The following is a 17,166-nucleotide window of genomic DNA, read 5'->3' as shown; positions in this document are numbered from 1 at the left end:
TACAGCAGCCACAGGCGCCAGTTACGCATGGGAGCGCGCTTCACCGGCGCCGAACAGGTTGGAAATGCAGCGTCCGCACAGGGTCGGGTGCTCGGCATGCGCGCCGACATCGGCGCGGTAGTGCCAGCAGCGTTCGCATTTCTGCTGTGTGCTGGCGCTGACCGTGATTTTTTCTTCACTGCCTGCCTGTAGGTCGGGCTTCAGCCCGACATTTCGGGCTGAAGCCCGACCTACAAGCTTGGCCTGCGAAGTGATCAGCACGAAGCGCAGATCGTCGCCCAGAGTTTGCAGCCATTCGAACAACTCGCCGCCCACCTGGATTTCGACCTCTGCCTGCAGCGATGAACCGATGGCGCCGGAGACGCGCACGGTTTCCAGTTCCTTGGTGACGCGGGCGCGCAGTTCGCGGATGGCTGCCCACTTCTCCAGCAGTTGTGGACCTTCCGCAACAGCCGGGAAGTCGTGCCAGGTATGCAGGAACACGCTGTCATCTGCCTTGCCCGTCATCGCCGCCCAGGCTTCCTCGGCGGTGAAGCTGAGTATCGGCGCGAGCAGGCGGAGCAGGCTGTGGGTGAGATGATAGAGCGCATTCTGCGCCGAACGGCGGGCAGGGGAATCGGTGCCGGCGGTGTAGAGGCGGTCCTTGAGGATATCAAGATAAAAACCGCCCAGGTCTTCGGAGCAGAAGGAAGTGAGCTTCTGCGCCACCAGGTGGAATTCATAGCGCCCGTAGTCGGCGGCGATTTCTTCCTGGAAACGGGCGGCCAGCGCCAGCGCGTAGCGGTCGATCTCCAGCCATTCTTCAACCGGCAATTGATGCTGCGCCGGATCGAAGTCTGCCAGATTGGCGAGCAGGAAGCGCAGCGTGTTGCGAATGCGGCGGTAGCCTTCGGTCACGCGCTTCAGGATCTCGTCGGAAATGGTCAGTTCGCCGGAATAGTCGGTGGAAGCCACCCACAGGCGCAGGATGTCGGCGCCCAGCGTGTCCATCACCTTCTGCGGGGCGACCACGTTGCCCTTGGACTTGCTCATCTTGTGGCCCTTGGCATCGACCACGAAGCCGTGGGTCAAGAGCGCCTTGTAAGGCGCGTGGCCGTCCGTCGCGCAGCCGGTGAGGAGCGAGGACTGGAACCAGCCGCGGTGCTGGTCCGAGCCTTCCAGGTACAGGTCGGCGGGGTGGGACAGGTAATCGCGCTCCTTCAGTACGCAGGCGTGGCTGGAGCCGGAGTCGAACCACACGTCGAGGGTGTCGCTGACCTTCTTGTAGGTGGCGGCCTCTGCGCCAATCAGTTCGGCGGCATCCAGGCTGAACCAGGCTTCGATGCCCTGCTTCTCGACGCGTTGCGCCACCTGCTCCAGCAGATCCTGGGTACGCGGGTGCAATTCGCCCGATTCCTTGTGCACGAACAGCGGCATCGGCACGCCCCAGTTGCGCTGGCGCGAGACGCACCAGTCGGGGCGGTTCCTGATCATGGCTTCCAGGCGGGCGCGCCCCCAGGAGGGGAAGAAGGCGGTGTTCTCGACGGCTTTCAGCGCGGCCTCGCGCAGGCTGGCATGCTCGCCGCTCGCCTCCATGCCGATGAACCACTGGTGCGTGGCACGGAAAATGATCGGTGTCTTGTGGCGCCAGCAGTGGGGATAGCTGTGCAGCAGCTTCTCGTCCTTGAGCAGCAGGCCATTGGTGTTGAGGATTTCCAGCACGGTCTTGTTGGCCGCCCAGATCGACTGTCCGCCCACCAGCGGGGTGCGCTCGAAGAACTTGCCGTCGTCGCCCACCGGGCAGTCCACCGCCAGCTTGTATTTGCTGCCGATCACGTAGTCGTCCTGGCCGTGGGCCGGCGCGGTATGTACCAGGCCGGTGCCGGCGTCCAGCGTGACATGCTCGCCGCAGATGACGGGCACGATGCGCTCGTAGAACGGGTGTTGCAATTGCAGATGTTCCAGCGCGGCGCCCTTGACCTTGGCGATGACTTCAACCGTCTCGAAACCATAGCGCTGGATGCAGGTCTCGGCCAGGTCATGGGCCAGGATCAGGATGCCCTTGGGGGTCTGGATCAGGTCGTAAATGAATTCCGGGTGCACGGACACCGCCTGGTTGGCGGGCAGGGTCCACGGCGTGGTGGTCCAGATCACGGCATACACCGGCTGCGAGGGCGCTTTCATGCCCATCGCGGCAGCCAGCGCGGCTACGTCCTTCACGGCGAAGGCCACGTCGATGGCGGGCGAGGTCTTGTCCTCGTATTCCACCTCGGCCTCGGCCAGGGCGGAGCCGCAATCCACGCACCAGTGCACCGGCTTCTGGCCCTGATAGAGGTAGCCATTCGCATGGATGCGCCCGAGCGTGCGCATGATGTCGGCTTCGAACTTGAAATCCATGGTGCGATAGGGATTGTCCCACTCGCCCAGTACGCCGAGGCGAATGAAATCGGTCTTCTGGCGCTCGATCTGGGCCTGTGCATATTCACGGCACAGCTCGCGGAATTTCGCCGCCGGGATCTCCTTGCCATGCTGCTTTTCCACCTGCAACTCGATAGGCAGGCCGTGGCAGTCCCAGCCCGGCACGTAGGGCGCGTCGAAACCGGACAGCGTCTTCGCCTTGACGATGATGTCCTTGAGGATCTTGTTCACCGCGTGGCCGATGTGGATGTCGCCGTTGGCGTAGGGCGGGCCGTCGTGCAGGATGAACTTCGGCCGGCCAGCGGCCGCCTTGCGGATGGCCTCGTAGCGCTTTTTCTCCTGCCAGCTTTTGACCCAGCCGGGTTCGCGCTTGGCGAGGTCGCCGCGCATCGGGAAGGGGGTGTCGGGCAGGTTGAGCGTGTTCTTGTAGTCAGGCATGACGTTGCTCTAGGAAGTGTTTGGCGTTGTCGACGTCGCGGCGGATCTGCGCGACGAGCGTATCGAGGTCGGGATATTTTTCTTCGTCGCGCAGCTTGTGCAGGAAATTCACCCGCACGCGGCGGCCGTAGATCTCGGCCTTGAAATCGAACAGGTGCACTTCGAGCACCGGCACCGCGTCCGCGCCCTTGACCGTGGGGCGGCGGCCCAGGCTCGCGACGCCCGGCAGCGGCGCACCGTTGAGGCCATAGAGCTCGACCGCGAAAATGCCCATCAAGGGCGGGCGGTTGTGCTTGAGCTGGATGTTGGCGGTGGGGAAGCCGATGTCGCGTCCCAACTTGTCGCCATGCACCACGCGGCCCGAGATGCTGTAGGGCCGGCCCAGCAGGCGCGCAGCGTGCTCGAGTTCGCCGGCGGCAAGCGCCTGCCGCACCGCGGTGGACGAGGAACGCTCGCCGGCGACTTCCACCGTGGGCAGGAATTCGGCGTCGAAGCCGAGCCGCTCGCCGGCCTGTTTCAGCAAGGCAAAATCGCCCGTTCGCCTGGCGCCGTAGCGGAAATCGTCGCCGACCAGCACGTAGCGCGCTTGCAGCGTCGTGCCCAGCACCTGTTCGATGAAAGCCTCGGCGCTGAGAGAGGCGAAGGCACGGTCGAAGCGGAACACATGCAGCCGGTCGATCCCCAGACGCTGCAGGTGTTCGGCCTTTTCGCGCAGGCTCGACAGCCGCGCCGGCGCCTGCTCGGGTGCGAAGAATTCGCGCGGGTGCGGCTCGAAGCTCAGCACGCAGCTCGGCAGGCCGCGTGCCCGCGCGACGTCCTGCAGACGCGCGAGCATGGCCTGATGTCCCAGGTGCAGACCATCGAAATTGCCGATGGTGACCGCGTGGGGCGTGCCGAGGGGGCGAAAACCGTGGGTGATGCGCATGGATTGATGCGTACGGCGGCGCGACGCCGCGAAAAAGGCTTAATTCTAGCCGATTCGGGGCCTTATTCGGCGGCGCGGCGGGCAAACTGGCCCGGCCGGAAGCCCATCAGGCCGAGGGCGGCGAAATACAGCACGATCCCGCCGCCGACCAGCAGCGACAGCCGCAGGATGCGGTCGACGAAGCCGGCCGCCAGCCACCATTGGGTGTCGCCCATCGCATAGAACAGCATCGCTGCCATCAGCGAAACCGCCAGCAGCACGCGCAGGAAATAGCCGGTCCAGCCCGGCTGCGGCTGGTAAATCCCGTGTTTCTTCAGCAGATGCAGCAGCAGGCCGGCGTTGAGGCAGGCCGCCAGGCCGATCGACAGCGCGAGGCCCGCATGGCCCAGTGGAATGATGAAGGCGAGGTTCATCAACTGGGTGGCGATGAGGGTGACGATCGCGATCTTCACCGGGGTGCGGATGTTCTGCCGCGCATAGAAGCCGGGCGCCAGCACCTTCACCAGGATTATGCCGACCAGCCCGACGCTGTAGGCCACCAGCGCGCGCTGGGTCATCGTCACGTCGGTCGCGGTAAACGCACCGTAATTGAACAGCGTGGCGATCAGCGGCACCGCCAGCACTGTCAGCGCAGCCGCGGCGGGCAGAGCCAGCAGCAGGGTCAGGCGCAGACCCCAGTCGAGCAGCTTCGAATAATCGCCCGGATTGTCGTCGGCGTAGTGCTTGGCCAGGCTGGGCAAGAGGATGGTGCCCAGCGCCACCCCCAGCATGCCGGCGGGAAACTCCATCAGGCGGTCGGCGTAATACAGCCACGACACGCTGCCGCTGGCCAGAAATGACGCGAAAATGGTGTTGATCAAGAGACTGATCTGGGCGACTGAGACGCCCAGCGTGGCGGGCGCCATCAGCGTCAGCACCCGCCTGAGGCCAGGATCGTCGAAATGCCGGGTCGGGCGTGGCAGCATGCGGATCTTCAGCAGGTGCGGCAGCATCCACGCCAGTTGCAGCACGCCGCCGATCGCCACGCCCCAGCCCAGCGCCAGCACCGGCGGGTCGAAGTAGGGCGCCAGCCACAACGCGGCGCCGATCATCGCGACGTTGAGCAGCACCGGTGCGAAGGCCGGCACCGAAAACTTGCTGTGGGTGTTGAGGATGCCCGCCGCCAGCGCCACCAGCGAGATGAAGATGATGTAAGGGAAAATGATGCGCAGCAGGGTGACGGTCAGCTCGAACTTGTCCGGGTCGGCGCGGAATCCCGGCGCGCTGATGTAGGCCACCCACGGTGCGCCGATCACCCCCAGCAGCGCGATCGCGACCAGCGCCAGCGTCAGCACGGTGCCGACCTGGTTGACCAGCACCTGGGTGGCGTCGTGCCCGCGGCGGTTCTTGTACTCGGCCAGAATCGGCACGAAGGCCTGCGAAAAGGCGCCTTCGGCGAACAGCCGTCGCAGCAGGTTGGGGATCTTGAAGGCGACGAAAAAGGCGTCGGTCAGCATGCCGGCGCCAAAGACACGGGCAATGATGGCGTCGCGCACGAATCCCAGGATGCGGGAGAGCAGGGTCATGCTGCTGACCGCAGCGAGGGCTTTGAGCAGGTTCATTGGGTGGGCGCTTTTGCGCGCATTGTGCGGGGCGTGCGCACCGACTGCAACCGCGGATAAAATGCTTGATTTGTGGCGGGGTTTTCCCGTACAATCGCCGGCTTTGGTGAATCTGCCCGCGGTAAACCGGGCGCTTCAGATTAATTTGCCTTGCCCGCAGAGCAGGGTCTACAGGAGCAGAATATATGGCGAACTCCGCCCAGGCGCGTAAGCGCGCACGTCAGGCCAGCGCCCAGCGCGACAGCAACATGAGCCAGCGTTCGGAACTGCGCACCGCGATCAAGAAAGTGCGCAAGGCGATCGAAGCCGGCGACAAGGCTGCTGCCCAGCAGGTGTATCAGACGTCCGTCAGCCTGATCGACAGCATCGCCGACAAGAAGATCGTTCACAAGAACAAGGCTGCGCGCCACAAGAGCCGCCTGTCCGCTGCCGTCAAGGGCATGGCCTGAGCCGACTGGCTGGCCCACATGAAAAACGCCGCTGAATGCGGCGTTTTTTTATGACCTTTTGCGGGCGGGGCTCAGTCGGCGTTTTCGGTCAGCAACTCGTTGGTGCTGGCGAAGGCTTGCAGGAAGCGGTAGGCGGTCGGATCGGCGGCCTGGAGCTTCTTGTCGACGATCACGCAGCGGATGCCGTCGAGCGTGGTGGGCTGCACATACGGTGAATAATTGGTGCGGTTGTTGGGGTCGATCACCGCAAACGCGCCTGCCAGGCGGTCGGCCCAGTCGCTCGGCCGGAACCGGGCACCCTTGGCGGTCATGCCGCGAATGATGAAGGGAGCGTTGGCGGGAGCGTCATCCATGAGGGGGCAAACGGCTTGGAAAAGGTGCCCGATTTTAGCATGCAGCCCGGACGCCGGAGGATAGGGTGCTTGCGCCGGGCCGACATTTTGAAGATACTGCCGCCAGTTTGTCCGAGTAATTTGGTCAACTATTCACAAAGGAGAGAATGATGAAAAATCCGCTGGATTCGCTTTGGGGCACCGTGATCGCCGGTGTTGTGCTCACGGCCGTGCTGTATGTTTTTGCCAGAAACTTTCTGGCTTAAGGGGAGAGAGAACAATGGAAAATATCGATATCGTCTCTGCACTGTCCCGCTGGCTCCATTTCATGGCAGGCATCATGTGGATTGGCCTGCTGTACTACTTCAACTTCGTTCAGGTGGCCGCACTGAAAAACGCCGGCGCTGACGGCACCGCAGCGGGCATCACCAAGCACGTTGCCCCGCGCGCCCTGCTGTTCTTCCGCTGGGCTGCCGTGCTGACCTGGCTTTCCGGCGCCGCCTTGCTGGGCCCGTACTTCATGGATGCCTTCATGCTGCGCAACGGCATGGGTCCGATCGGCATCGGCGCCTGGCTCGGCACCATCATGCTGTTCAACGTGTGGGTGCTGATCTGGCCGAACCAGAAGAAGATCCTGGGCATGACGCCGGCGTCCGACGACGAGAAGAACAAGGCGCGTCGCGTGGCTTTCCTTGCATCGCGCACCAATACCATGCTGTCGATTCCGATGCTGTTCTTCATGGCAACCGGGATGTCTCATTCGGCGCTTTTCAGCCTATAATTCAAGGCGCTGCATGACAAGCACGGCGGCTTAGGCCGCCGTTTTCTATTTTGGGCGCACGCGTATCTGCCTGCAGAGAACTGCCATGACGACACATTTGATGAATACCTATGCGCGCCAGCCGCTTGCCTTTGTGCGCGGCGAAGGCGCCTACCTGTGGGACGAGGCCGGCAAGCGCTATCTCGACGCCGTCGCCGGGGTCGCGGTCAACGGGCTGGGCCATGCCCACCCCAAGCTGGTCAAGGCGATTGCCGACCAGGCCGCCACGCTGATCCACAGCTCCAACCTCTATCGCGTGCTGCGCCAGGAAGAGCTGGCCGACCGGCTGTGCGCGATTTCCGGCATGGACCGCGCCTTCTTCTGCAATTCGGGCTGCGAGGCCAACGAGGCGGCGATCAAGCTGGCGCGGCTGTATGGCCACGGCAAGGGCATCGAGGTGCCGACCATCATCGTGATGGAAAAGGCTTTCCACGGCCGCACCATGGCGACGCTGACCGCAACCGGCAGCCGCAAGATCCAGGCCGGTTTCGAGCCGCTGCTGTCGGGCTTTGCGCGGGTGCCGTTCAACGACCTCGATGCGATCCGGCATGTGGCCGAGCACAACAAGAGCGTGGTCGCGGTGCTGGTCGAAGTGGTGCAGGGCGAAGGCGGCATCAACCTGCTGGCGCCGGATTTCCTGGCCGGATTGCGCGCGATTTGCGATGCGCACGGCTGGCTGTTGATGCTGGACGAGGTGCAAACCGGCATCGGCCGCACCGGCACCTGGTTCGGCTTCCAGCATTCGGGCGTGGTGCCGGACGTGATGGCGCTGGCCAAGGGCCTCGGCTCGGGCATGCCGATCGGCGCCTGCCTCGCGCGCGGCGCGGCGGCCGAGGTGTTCCAGCCGGGCAACCATGGCTCGACCTTCGGCGGCAATCCGCTCGCCTGCGCGGCCGCGCTGGCGACGCTCGACGCGATCGAGGATGAAAAGCTGCTCGACAACGCGCGGGTGCGCGGCGAGGCGATTCGCGCCGGCCTGCGCGAGGCGTTCGCCGGTGTGCACGGCGTGGTCGATATCCGCGGCGAGGGCATGATGATCGGCATCGAGCTGGATCGGCCCTGCGGCGAACTGGTGGCCGTGGCGCGTGACGCCGGCGTGCTGATCAACGTCACCGCCGACAAGGTCATCCGCCTGGTGCCGCCGCTGATCTATGGCGCGGCCGAGGTCGACGCACTGGTTGCGGCGGTGTCCGGCATCGTCAGGAATTACCTGCAGCAGGCGGCGTGATGCTGAGGCATTTTCTGCAATTCAGGGATCTCACGCGCGACGAGCTGCTGTATCTGTTCGAGCGCGCGCGCCTGATCAAGTCGCGTTTCAAGCGCTACCAGCCGTACCACCCGCTGGTCGACCGGACGCTGGCGATGATTTTCGAAAAGAGCTCGACGCGCACGCGCCTCTCGTTCGAGGCCGGCATGCACCAGCTCGGCGGTTCGGCGATCTATCTCAACACGCGTGACACCCAGCTGGGCCGTGGCGAACCGGTGGAAGACGCCGGCGAGGTGATCTCGCGCATGGTCGACATCGTGATGATCCGCACCTTCGAGCAGGACATCATCGAGCGCTTCGCCAGCCACTCGCGCGTGCCGGTGATCAACGGGCTGACCAACGAGTACCACCCGTGCCAGATCCTGGCCGACATCTTCACCTTCATCGAGCATCGCGGCTCGATCCAGGGCAAGACGGTGGCGTGGGTCGGTGACTCCAACAACATGTGCAACACCTGGCTACAGGCGGGCGAAGTGCTGGGTTTCAACGTCCATGTGTCGACCCCGCCGGGTTACGAGGTCGAGCCGGAACGCGCGGGCCTGTACGGCACCGACAACTACGAAAGCTTCGCCGACCCGATGGACGCCTGCCGTGGCGCCGATCTGGTGACCACCGACGTCTGGACCAGCATGGGCTGGGAAGCAGAGAACGATGAACGTCTGAAAGCCTTCGCCGACTGGCAGGTTGATGCCGACATGATGAAAGTGGCCAAGTCCGATGCCGTTTTCATGCACTGCCTGCCGGCGCATCGCGGCGAGGAGGTCACCGCGGAGGTCATCGACGGCCCGCAATCAGTGGTGTGGGACGAGGCCGAGAACCGCCTGCACGTGCAGAAAGCTTTGATGGAATACCTGTTGCTCGGAAGAGTGGAAAGCTGAAACATGAATATTGCCTACTTTAAGGACATGGATTCGCTCTATGTCGAAATCAGTCCCGAAAATCCCGCGCAGTCGTGGGAAGCGCACGAAGGCATTGTGCTCAACCTGTCGGAAGACGGCCGCGTCGTCGGCATCGAAATCGAAAAGGCGAGCCTTGCCACCAACCTCGACATCCTGAAGATCGGCGGCTTCCCCGGCCAGGTCGAGATCATCGACAAGAACCAATCCGGCTCCACCCATTGAACTCACACACCATGAGCGACATCAAGAAAGTAGTACTCGCCTATTCCGGCGGCCTCGACACCTCGGTCATCCTCAAATGGCTGCAGGACACCTACCAGTGCGAGGTGGTGACCTTCACCGCTGACCTCGGCCAGGGCGAGGAACTCGAGCCGGCGCGCGCCAAGGCGCTGCAGTTCGGCATCAAGCCCGAGCAGATCTATATCGACGACCTGCGCGAGGAATTCGTGCGCGACTTCGTGTTTCCGATGTTCCGGGCCAACACCGTGTACGAGGGCGAATACCTGCTCGGCACCTCGATTGCGCGGCCGCTGATCGCCAAGCGCCTGATCGAGATCGTCAACGAAACCGGTGCCGACGCGATCTGCCACGGCGCCACCGGCAAGGGCAACGACCAGGTGCGCTTCGAGCTCGGGGCCTATGCGCTCAAGCCCGACGTCAAGGTGATCGCGCCGTGGCGCGAGTGGGATTTGCTCTCGCGCGAGAAACTGCTCGCCTACGCCGAGACCCACGGCATCCCCATCGACATGAAGCACCGCCAGGGCGGCTCGCCGTATTCGATGGACGCCAACCTGCTGCACATCTCCTACGAAGGCCGTCATCTGGAAGACCCGAATGCCGAGGCCGAGGAAGACATGTGGCGCTGGACCGTGTCGCCGGAAAAGGCACCCGACCAGGCCGAATACCTCGAGCTCACCTACGCGAAAGGCGACGTGGTCGCAATCAATGGCCAGGCCATGAAAGCACACGAAGTGCTGGCGAAGCTGAACGAGATCGGCGGCAGGCACGGCATCGGCCGGCTCGACCTGGTGGAAAACCGCTACGTCGGCATGAAGTCGCGCGGCTGCTACGAAACCCCCGGCGGCACCATTCTTCTTAAGGCCCATCGCGCGATCGAATCGATCACGCTCGACCGCGAAGTCGCGCACCTGAAAGATGATCTGATGCCGCGCTACGCCAGCCTGATCTACAACGGCTACTGGTGGGCGCCCGAGCGCGTGGCGCTGCAGACGCTGATCGACCACACCCAGCAGCACGTCAACGGCACGGTGCGGCTGAAGCTCTACAAGGGCAACGTCATCGTCGCCGGGCGCGACTCGAAGACCGACTCGCTGTTCGACTCGACCATCGCCACTTTCGAGGACGACGCCGGCGCCTACGACCAGAAGGACGCAGGCGGCTTCATCAAACTCAACGCGCTGCGGATGCGCATCGCAGCCAAACTCGACGCCCGGAGAAAATAAGCATGTCCCAGTTCGACAATGTCGCTGTCACCAAGCAGGCCAATGTGTATTTCGACGGCAAGTGCGTCTCGCACACCGTGCAGTTCGCCGACGGCAGCAAGAAATCGGTCGGCGTGATCCTGCCGTCCTCGCTCACCTTCAACACCGGCGCGCCGGAAATCATGGAAACGGTGGCGGGTGCGTGCCGGGTGAAACTGGCCGGGGACACCGAGTGGAAGACCTACAGCGCCGGACAGTCGTTCGATGTGCCGGCCCATTCCAGCTTCGACATCGAAGTGATAGGCGAGCCCTACCACTACGTCTGCCACTTTGGTTAAACGCTGAGCCATGACCACCGTCACCGTCGTCAAGAAGAACGGCCGCATCGCAATTGCGGCCGATACGCTGACGAAATGGGGCGGCGGCAAGGAATCCGCCACCTACGTGGCGAACCACGAGAAGATCATTCGCGTCGGCGACAGCTTCGTCGCCGTCACCGGCTCGGCGACTTTCAAGCTGATCCTCGCGGATTATTTCGATTCGCTGGATGAAACGCCGCAGCTGGATTCGGTCGCCAGCATCTTCAGCGTGTGGAACACCCTGCACGGCGCGCTCAAGGAGCACTACTATCTGCAGACCGGCGAGGACAAGGAGGAAGACCTCGAGTCCAGCCGGATGGACGTGCTGATTGCCAGCCCGCGCGGGATTTTTGGCGTGGCGGCGCACCGCACGGTGCAGGAGTTTTCGAAATTCTATGCCTACGGCAGCGGCAGTCCGTATGCGCTGGGCGCGATGTATGCGGCCTGGCACGCACCTGCACTCGACGCCGATGCGGTGGCGCGGCTGGGGGTGGCGGCGGCGGCCGAATTTCATGACGAAACAGGGCTGCCGGTGCAGTCGTTTGTGATGGATTGTGAGGAGTGATCTAAATGCCCAGCTTTGACATCGTGTCGGAAGTCGACAAGCAGGAAGTGCGCAACGCGGTCGATCAGGTCAACAAGGAAGTCTCCACCCGCTTCGATTTCAAGGGATCGGACGCGCGCGTCGAACAGGCCGACTATGTGCTGACGGTGCATGCCGATACCGAATTCCAGCTCGATCAGGTGCATGAGATTCTGGCGCAGAAGCTTGCCAAACGCAGCGTGGACGTGAAATGCCTGGATATTGGCAGCGTCGAGAAAGTCTCGGGCAACAAGGTCAAGCGCAACGTGACGGTGAAGACCGGCGTCGAGACCGAATTGGCGAAGAAAATCGTGCGCTGCATCAAGGACAGCAAGCTCAAGGTGCAGGCAAGCATCCAGGGCGACACCGTGCGAGTGTCCGGCGCCAAGCGCGACGTGCTGCAGGACACCATCGCACTGATGCGCAAGTCCATCACCGATTTTCCGCTGCAGTACCAGAATTTCCGCGACTGAGGAGACCCTGATGGCCAAGGTACTCGTTCCGCTTGCCGACGGCTGTGAAGAACTCGAAGCCGTCACGATCATTGATTTGCTGCGCCGTGCCGGCATCGAGGTGGTGACCGCCGGCCTCAAACCCGGCGTCGTCAAGGCCAGCCGCGGCGTGCAACTGGTGCCAGACGTGACGCTCGACGCGGCGCTGCAGGACAGCTACGACATGGTGGTGCTGCCGGGCGGCATGCCGGGCGCATCCCACCTGAAGGACGACGCGCGTATCCTTGCGTTGCTGAAAAAAATGGCGGCTGCCGGCAAGTACACCGCCGCCATTTGCGCCGCCCCGATGGTGCTGGCCGAAGCGGGCTTGCTGCAGGGCAGGCAGGCTACCAGCTACCCCGGCTTTCTCGACGGCGTGCCGGGCGTCACCGTGAGCACTTCCGCCGTGGTCCTGGACGGCACGGTGCTGACCTCGCGCGGCCCCGGAACGGCGATGGATTTTGCGCTGGCGTTGGTCGAGGTGCTGGCCGGCGGCGACACGCGCCGGCAGGTCGAAACCGCGCTGGTCAGACCATAGCCGGACGCGCGCCATCGTTCTATCATTGCTTAATACACGCTGACCCCGGAGACCTTCATGCAGATTCGCGAAATCCTCACGCTCAAAAGCGACGACATCCACAGCATCGCGCCCACCGATTCGGTGGAAAGCGCTGCCGCCAAACTGGTGGGCCTGGGGGTGGGTTCGCTGGTGGTGCTGAAGCAGGGTGAGATGGTCGGCCTGGTGACCGAACGCGACCTGGTCAAGGGCATGGTCAAGCTGGGCTGCGACCTGAAGGACGCTGAAGTCGGCACCATCATGGTGAGCGAGCCGGTGGTGGCCAGTGCCGACGATTCGGTGGACTATGCGCGCGACGTGATGACCAAGTCGCATATCGGCCACCTGCCGATTCTCGACGGCAACAAGCTGCTCGGCATCATTTCCTTCCACGACGTGGCGCGCGCCAGCCTCAAGGAAGCCAATTTCGAGAACAGCCTGCTCAAGCGCTACATCAAGCACTGGCCCGAGCAAGGCTGAGCCGTAGGTCTATCGGATCGACTCGATGTCGATCGTCTTGCTGACGATTTGCGGGATGATCAATGCATAGCCCTGCTGCTGCCAGTGCGCGAGTTCGGTGATGGCATTGGGCACCACCTCGATGAAATCCTGGAAGTCCTCCACGCGGTAGCCGTAGTCCACCGCGGCCTGGCCGCACACCTTGAACGTCACGCCGAAACCCGCGTAATAGCGCATGCGGTCGACAGCGTCCTGGTATTTTTCCTCATTCTTTTTCGCCACCGTCACGATCTCGGTGCCGTGGATGACCACGACGATGCTCAGGTCTTCCGGCGAATAGTTATAGGGTGCGTCCATCAGGGGATTCATCAACGAACGCACCCAGAAGAGCGCGCTGCCGATTTTCTGCGGGTCGTCCAGATAAAACTCGAACATGACCTTGGCCGGCGCATAGGGCGTGGCCACTAGCTTTCCCGCCGCCAGGGCCGGCGTGCCGAGGCTCAGAAACAGGCTCAGCCACAAACTTGCCAGCACGGCCAGCAGGGTTTTCATCGGGGGCTTCATATGCGTGCTCCTTATCCTAAGGAAGTGTCTTTTTTATAGGCGCTGGGCGGCATTTTGCTGCAGGCGACGCAGCGTCTGGAACAGTTTGAGCCGCGCCGGTTCGATCTCGCCCGCCGCAGCGGCCTCCTGTAGCCGGCAGCCCGGCTCGGTTTCGTGCTTGCAGTCGCGAAAGCGGCACTGCCCCAGAAGCGGACGGAATTCGATAAAAGCGTGCGCCAGTGCGCCGGCATCGAGGTGCTGCAGCGCGAATTCCTGCAGGCCGGGCGAATCGAGCACTGCCGAATCGGCGTCCAGCCGGTGCAGGCGGGTGTGGGTGGTGGTGTGGCGCCCGCTGTCGAGCGCCTCGGAGTATTCGGCGGTCAACACGTCGGCGTCCGGGAACATCGCATTGATCAGCGTCGACTTGCCCATCCCGGACTGCCCGATCAAGAGCGTGGTGTGGCCGTGCAGCGCCGGGCGCAGCGGCGCCACGTCGGTCAGCGCCGACAGCGTCACGAGCGGATAACCGATGCGGGTGAGCAGATTCAGCCGTTCGCGTGCAGCGGGCGTTTCCGGCAGGTCGGCCTTGTTCAGAATCAGCAGGCTGGCGATGCCCTGGTCTTCGGCGGCGAGGACGCAGCGCTGCACCAGTTCCATCGAGAAACTCGGCCGTGCCGCCACCACCACCGCAAGCTGCGTGACGTTGGCGGCAATCGCCTTGGTCTTGAAGGCGTCGGAGCGATACAGCAGGCTGGTACGCGGCCGTACGGCCTCGATCACGCCGGCATCGCCGTCGCGCCGGACGTCGACCTGGTCGCCGCAGACCACGCGCAGGTGGCGACCCTTGACCTGACACGGCAGGGTGCCCTCCGCCGTGGCCACGATGAAGCGGCGGCTGAAGGCGGCGACGACCTGACCGGTCAGGGCGGACACGGGCTCAGATGTCAAACAGCATGTCGACTTTGGCGGCGCAGATGAAATCGTTTTCGGACAGACCGCCGATGGCGTGCGTCCAGAATTCGACCTTGACGGTGTTGTACCCCACCAGCAGGTAGGGATGGTGGTCTTCGCGGTGCGACACCCACATCACGGCGTTGGTGAATGCCTGCGCCTGGTAGTGATCCTTGAATTTGTATTCCTTGACGATTTTCACGCCGTCGCGCTGCCAGCCGGCCAGGCCCTTCAGCAGCGGGGCGATCTGGGCATCGCTCAACGCGGCGACGCCGCCCTCGCAGGGCGCGCATTTCTTGCGCACGAGTTCTTCGACGATGGTGGTCATGACGCGTCCTTACTTGAACTTGTAGTACTGCTGGTTGAGGTAGGCGGCGACATGCGCCTCGTCTTCCGGGAACCAGCCGGCGCCGGTGTTGGCGTTGCAGCCGGAAATACGGGCCGCCAGCTGTTGCGCGGACTTGACCTTGCGGTCGGTGCGCGTGTACATCTTGCTGCCGTCACCGCCGAACATGCTGACGTGACAGCTGACGCAGGTCTTGTCGTGCAGGCTCTTGCCGGTCTTCGGGTCGCCCTTTGCGAACGGTGCAGCCTGGACGCTCAGGGAAAGCAGTGCAGTCGCGAATAAAACCGTCAGGGTTTTCATGGCCAGCCTCCTGGAGAAGAAGCCTGGATTATGGCCGCAAGCTGGGCCTTCTGCTACCCCGTGCGGGGCAAGGTCTATGCGAAAATGCAGCCTCACCACTTCAGGAAATCCTCATGGCGCTCAATCCCACGCATCTGCTCTGGCTGGACATGGAAATGACCGGTCTGTCGCCCGAAACCGATCGCATCATCGAACTGGCCATCGTCGTCACCGATGCCGATCTAAACACGGTGGCCGAAGGCCCGGTGCTGGTGGTGCATCAGCCCGACGAGGTGATGAACGCGATGGACAGCTGGAACAAGGGCACCCACGGCAAGTCGGGGCTGATCGACCGCGTCAAGGCCTCGCAGCTCACCGAGGCCGATGCCGAAGCGCAGATGCTGGAATTCGTGAAGCAGCATGTCCCGCCCCGGACCTCGCCGATGTGCGGCAATTCCATCTGCCAGGACCGCCGTTTCATGGCACGTTCCATGCCGCAGCTGGAAGCGTTTTTTCACTACCGCAACCTCGATGTCAGCACGCTGAAGGAGCTGGCGAAGCGTTGGCGCCCCGGCTTGTGCGAGACCTTCAAGAAATCCAACAAGCACGAGGCGCTGGCGGACATCTACGAATCGATTGAAGAGATGAAGTACTACCGCGAGCACTTCATCCGCAGCGAATAAAAAAAGGCGGCCGGAAGGCCGCCGCAGGAGGAGGCAGGTCAGGATTATCAGAAGAACCAGGTCAACTGGACGCTGGCCCGGTCGCCGAGGTTGTCGGCGATGAGCTGTGCATTGGTCCGCTGGGCGCCGGCCGGAATGGCGGACAGGTTGGGTACGTCCAGGTCCCGCCATTCATAGTTCAGCGTCAGCCGCGTGTTTTTGTAGAAGAACCAGTTCGCCCCCAGCGTTGTGGTGGTGAACTGGCGTTCCAGCGCTGCGGTTTCGGTCATGCGGTTGAAGACGTCGTGCCGCAGGTTGACTTCCCAGTTCTTGTGGAAGCGCCACCCGCCCTCGACATACCAGCCGTTGGCCTTTTCGTTGAGCCCGACCTGAACGGGTTGCCCCGGGAAAGGCGGGTTGGGGCCGCCGAAGATCATGCCGTCGCCGCGCAGGTATTCTGCTGTGGCACGCCAGGGGCCTTTCTGATAACGGGCGCCGATGCCCTCGCGAATGCGGTCGTAATCCTGTCCGCCGAATTCGCGCTCGCCGTTCTGGTGCCAGAGCCATACTGAGGCGTCCTCGCGATTGGGCCCCTTGCTCTTGCCGAACACGTAGGATGCCTGCAGGCGGCCGGTAATGTCCTTGTTGTTGTCGTTGTCGGACAACTCCTCGATTTCGTTGCCGTTGGAGACCATCAGCGCATAGGAAAACTCCCATGGACCCTTGTTGAACCAGTCGTAGACTTGCAGGCCCCAGTCACGGAAACCTGAGCCGCCGCTGACGGTCGCGCCGTTCGATGCGCCCGTTGCGTTAACTGCGCCCGTCGATTTGACCTGGTTTTCGACCAGCAGATTGGTCGCGGCATTGCTGAAATAGACGTACGGATAGGCCAGGTGCACTGCCACCAGCGCCTCCTCGCTGGTGGGAAGCTTGAACAGGCCGGCGCGGATGCGTGCGCCCGGGATGTAGTTGAAGGTGATCGAGGCATCGGTCATCATCACGTCGCGCTGCGAAGTGATGGCATTCTTGCCCGCCTCGGCGAGCAGGAAGTAGTTGATCTTGCCGGGCACGATGTTGCCTCGGGCGCCCAGGCGGGCACGAAAAAATTGAGCCTGGTCATTGTCTTCAAGATCGGGGCCCACCCGGTTCGGCAGGGTGAGCTGGCCGTTGAATGGTGCGGCCGCGCCGAGCAGGCCCTGAATCGGATCGGCATCGATGGTGGTGTAGGTTGGCTGAAAAAATCCGAACAGCTTGAAGTGGCCGCTGTCGGGCGCTTCATTGCCCTGGATTTGAAGCCAGTTGGCGGCTTGGGCGGGCAGTGGCAGCAAGGTTGCCAGCAGCACGATCATTTTTGTCTTCATTGATGC

At 63.1% G+C, this 17,166-nt stretch carries 21 protein-coding genes; 12 read left to right on the top strand and 9 right to left on the bottom strand.

Going from position 1 to position 17,166, the window contains the following annotated elements; translation table 11 throughout:
* Window positions 1–21: 21 nt before the first annotated feature.
* The 3 genes from ileS to murJ all read right to left on the bottom strand — a co-directional run bounded on the left by ileS (window position 22) and on the right by murJ (window position 5,361).
* Window positions 22–2,835 (bottom strand): isoleucine--tRNA ligase, encoded by a 2,814-nt coding sequence (ileS, locus tag Q8R61_RS05240; protein ID WP_305534944.1) that lies wholly within the window; start codon window positions 2,833–2,835, stop codon window positions 22–24.
* A complete protein-coding gene (locus tag Q8R61_RS05235; protein ID WP_305534942.1) occupies window positions 2,828–3,760 on the bottom strand; it encodes a bifunctional riboflavin kinase/FAD synthetase in 933 nt (310 codons plus the stop codon). Before Q8R61_RS05235 ends, ileS begins: the two co-directional genes overlap by 8 nt.
* 62 nt (window positions 3,761–3,822) lie before the next feature.
* Complete coding sequence (gene murJ, locus Q8R61_RS05230; protein ID WP_305534940.1) at window positions 3,823–5,361, bottom strand: murein biosynthesis integral membrane protein MurJ; 1,539 nt, start codon at window positions 5,359–5,361, stop codon at window positions 3,823–3,825.
* 185 nt (window positions 5,362–5,546) lie between these two features.
* Here murJ and rpsT point away from each other — a divergent pair, with 185 nt between their 5' ends.
* A complete protein-coding gene (gene rpsT, locus Q8R61_RS05225; protein WP_305534938.1) occupies window positions 5,547–5,810 on the top strand; it encodes a 30S ribosomal protein S20 in 264 nt (87 codons plus the stop codon).
* A 71-nt stretch (window positions 5,811–5,881) separates the two neighbouring features.
* On the opposite strand, the gene Q8R61_RS05220 is transcribed toward rpsT, so the two are convergent.
* Entirely contained in the window at window positions 5,882–6,163 is a 282-nt protein-coding gene (locus Q8R61_RS05220; protein WP_305534936.1) for a DUF3579 domain-containing protein, read from the bottom strand.
* Between the two features lie 259 nt (window positions 6,164–6,422).
* On the opposite strand from Q8R61_RS05220, the gene Q8R61_RS05215 reads away from it, so the two are divergent.
* From Q8R61_RS05215 to Q8R61_RS05170, 10 genes are all read left to right on the top strand, one after another.
* Window positions 6,423–6,923 carry a urate hydroxylase PuuD gene (locus tag Q8R61_RS05215; protein ID WP_305534934.1) on the top strand — a complete coding sequence of 167 codons (501 nt, stop codon included), beginning with the start codon at window positions 6,423–6,425 and terminating at the stop codon, window positions 6,921–6,923.
* Window positions 6,924–7,008: 85 nt separating this feature from the next.
* Window positions 7,009–8,190 carry an acetylornithine transaminase gene (locus tag Q8R61_RS05210; RefSeq protein WP_305534932.1) on the top strand — a complete coding sequence of 394 codons (1,182 nt, stop codon included), beginning with the start codon at window positions 7,009–7,011 and terminating at the stop codon, window positions 8,188–8,190.
* A complete protein-coding gene (gene argF, locus Q8R61_RS05205; RefSeq protein ID WP_305534930.1) occupies window positions 8,190–9,107 on the top strand; it encodes an ornithine carbamoyltransferase in 918 nt (305 codons plus the stop codon). The genes Q8R61_RS05210 and argF overlap by 1 nt, the downstream gene beginning before the upstream one ends.
* A gap of 3 nt (window positions 9,108–9,110) precedes the next feature.
* Window positions 9,111–9,350, top strand: coding sequence for a DUF2283 domain-containing protein (locus tag Q8R61_RS05200; RefSeq protein ID WP_305534928.1), 240 nt, complete (start codon window positions 9,111–9,113; stop codon window positions 9,348–9,350).
* Window positions 9,351–9,361: 11 nt separating this feature from the next.
* Window positions 9,362–10,591: an argininosuccinate synthase gene (locus Q8R61_RS05195; RefSeq protein ID WP_305534926.1), complete on the top strand. Its 1,230-nt coding sequence runs from the start codon at window positions 9,362–9,364 to the stop codon at window positions 10,589–10,591.
* Between the two features lie 2 nt (window positions 10,592–10,593).
* Window positions 10,594–10,908 carry a pyrimidine/purine nucleoside phosphorylase gene (locus tag Q8R61_RS05190; protein WP_305534924.1) on the top strand — a complete coding sequence of 105 codons (315 nt, stop codon included), beginning with the start codon at window positions 10,594–10,596 and terminating at the stop codon, window positions 10,906–10,908.
* A gap of 10 nt (window positions 10,909–10,918) precedes the next feature.
* A complete protein-coding gene (locus tag Q8R61_RS05185) occupies window positions 10,919–11,494 on the top strand; it encodes a hypothetical protein (protein WP_305534922.1) in 576 nt (191 codons plus the stop codon).
* A 5-nt stretch (window positions 11,495–11,499) separates the two neighbouring features.
* Entirely contained in the window at window positions 11,500–11,985 is a 486-nt protein-coding gene (locus tag Q8R61_RS05180) for a YajQ family cyclic di-GMP-binding protein (protein WP_305534920.1), read from the top strand.
* Window positions 11,986–11,995: 10 nt separating this feature from the next.
* Window positions 11,996–12,541 (top strand): DJ-1 family glyoxalase III, encoded by a 546-nt coding sequence (locus Q8R61_RS05175; protein WP_305534918.1) that lies wholly within the window; start codon window positions 11,996–11,998, stop codon window positions 12,539–12,541.
* A gap of 57 nt (window positions 12,542–12,598) precedes the next feature.
* Window positions 12,599–13,039: a CBS domain-containing protein gene (locus tag Q8R61_RS05170; RefSeq protein WP_305534916.1), complete on the top strand. Its 441-nt coding sequence runs from the start codon at window positions 12,599–12,601 to the stop codon at window positions 13,037–13,039.
* A gap of 9 nt (window positions 13,040–13,048) precedes the next feature.
* Here the strand turns inward: Q8R61_RS05170 and Q8R61_RS05165 are convergent, their stop codons facing one another.
* Genes Q8R61_RS05165 through Q8R61_RS05150 form a run of 4 tightly spaced genes read right to left on the bottom strand, consistent with a single transcriptional unit; the run spans window position 13,049 to window position 15,158 of the window.
* Window positions 13,049–13,582, bottom strand: coding sequence for a DsrE family protein (locus tag Q8R61_RS05165; RefSeq protein ID WP_305534914.1), 534 nt, complete (start codon window positions 13,580–13,582; stop codon window positions 13,049–13,051).
* A gap of 33 nt (window positions 13,583–13,615) precedes the next feature.
* Window positions 13,616–14,494, bottom strand: a complete 879-nt coding sequence (gene rsgA / locus Q8R61_RS05160; protein ID WP_305534912.1) for a ribosome small subunit-dependent GTPase A — start codon at window positions 14,492–14,494, stop codon at window positions 13,616–13,618.
* 4 nt (window positions 14,495–14,498) lie between these two features.
* On the bottom strand, window positions 14,499–14,840 hold the full coding sequence (locus tag Q8R61_RS05155) for a 4a-hydroxytetrahydrobiopterin dehydratase (RefSeq protein ID WP_305534910.1): 342 nt from the start codon (window positions 14,838–14,840) through the stop codon (window positions 14,499–14,501).
* A 9-nt stretch (window positions 14,841–14,849) separates the two neighbouring features.
* Window positions 14,850–15,158 (bottom strand): cytochrome c, encoded by a 309-nt coding sequence (locus tag Q8R61_RS05150; protein WP_305534908.1) that lies wholly within the window; start codon window positions 15,156–15,158, stop codon window positions 14,850–14,852.
* A gap of 113 nt (window positions 15,159–15,271) precedes the next feature.
* Here Q8R61_RS05150 and orn point away from each other — a divergent pair, with 113 nt between their 5' ends.
* Window positions 15,272–15,820 (top strand): oligoribonuclease, encoded by a 549-nt coding sequence (gene orn / locus Q8R61_RS05145; protein WP_305534906.1) that lies wholly within the window; start codon window positions 15,272–15,274, stop codon window positions 15,818–15,820.
* A gap of 47 nt (window positions 15,821–15,867) precedes the next feature.
* Here orn and Q8R61_RS05140 read toward each other — a convergent pair whose 3' ends face one another.
* Window positions 15,868–17,160: a porin gene (locus Q8R61_RS05140; protein ID WP_305534904.1), complete on the bottom strand. Its 1,293-nt coding sequence runs from the start codon at window positions 17,158–17,160 to the stop codon at window positions 15,868–15,870.
* Window positions 17,161–17,166 lie beyond the last annotated feature (6 nt).

This window comes from Thiobacillus sp., from assembly GCF_030696885.1.
Classification (GTDB): domain Bacteria; phylum Pseudomonadota; class Gammaproteobacteria; order Burkholderiales; family Thiobacillaceae; genus Thiobacillus.
The sequence above is the reverse complement of the archived record's forward strand: the minus strand, read 5'-3'. Positions and strand labels throughout refer to the sequence as shown.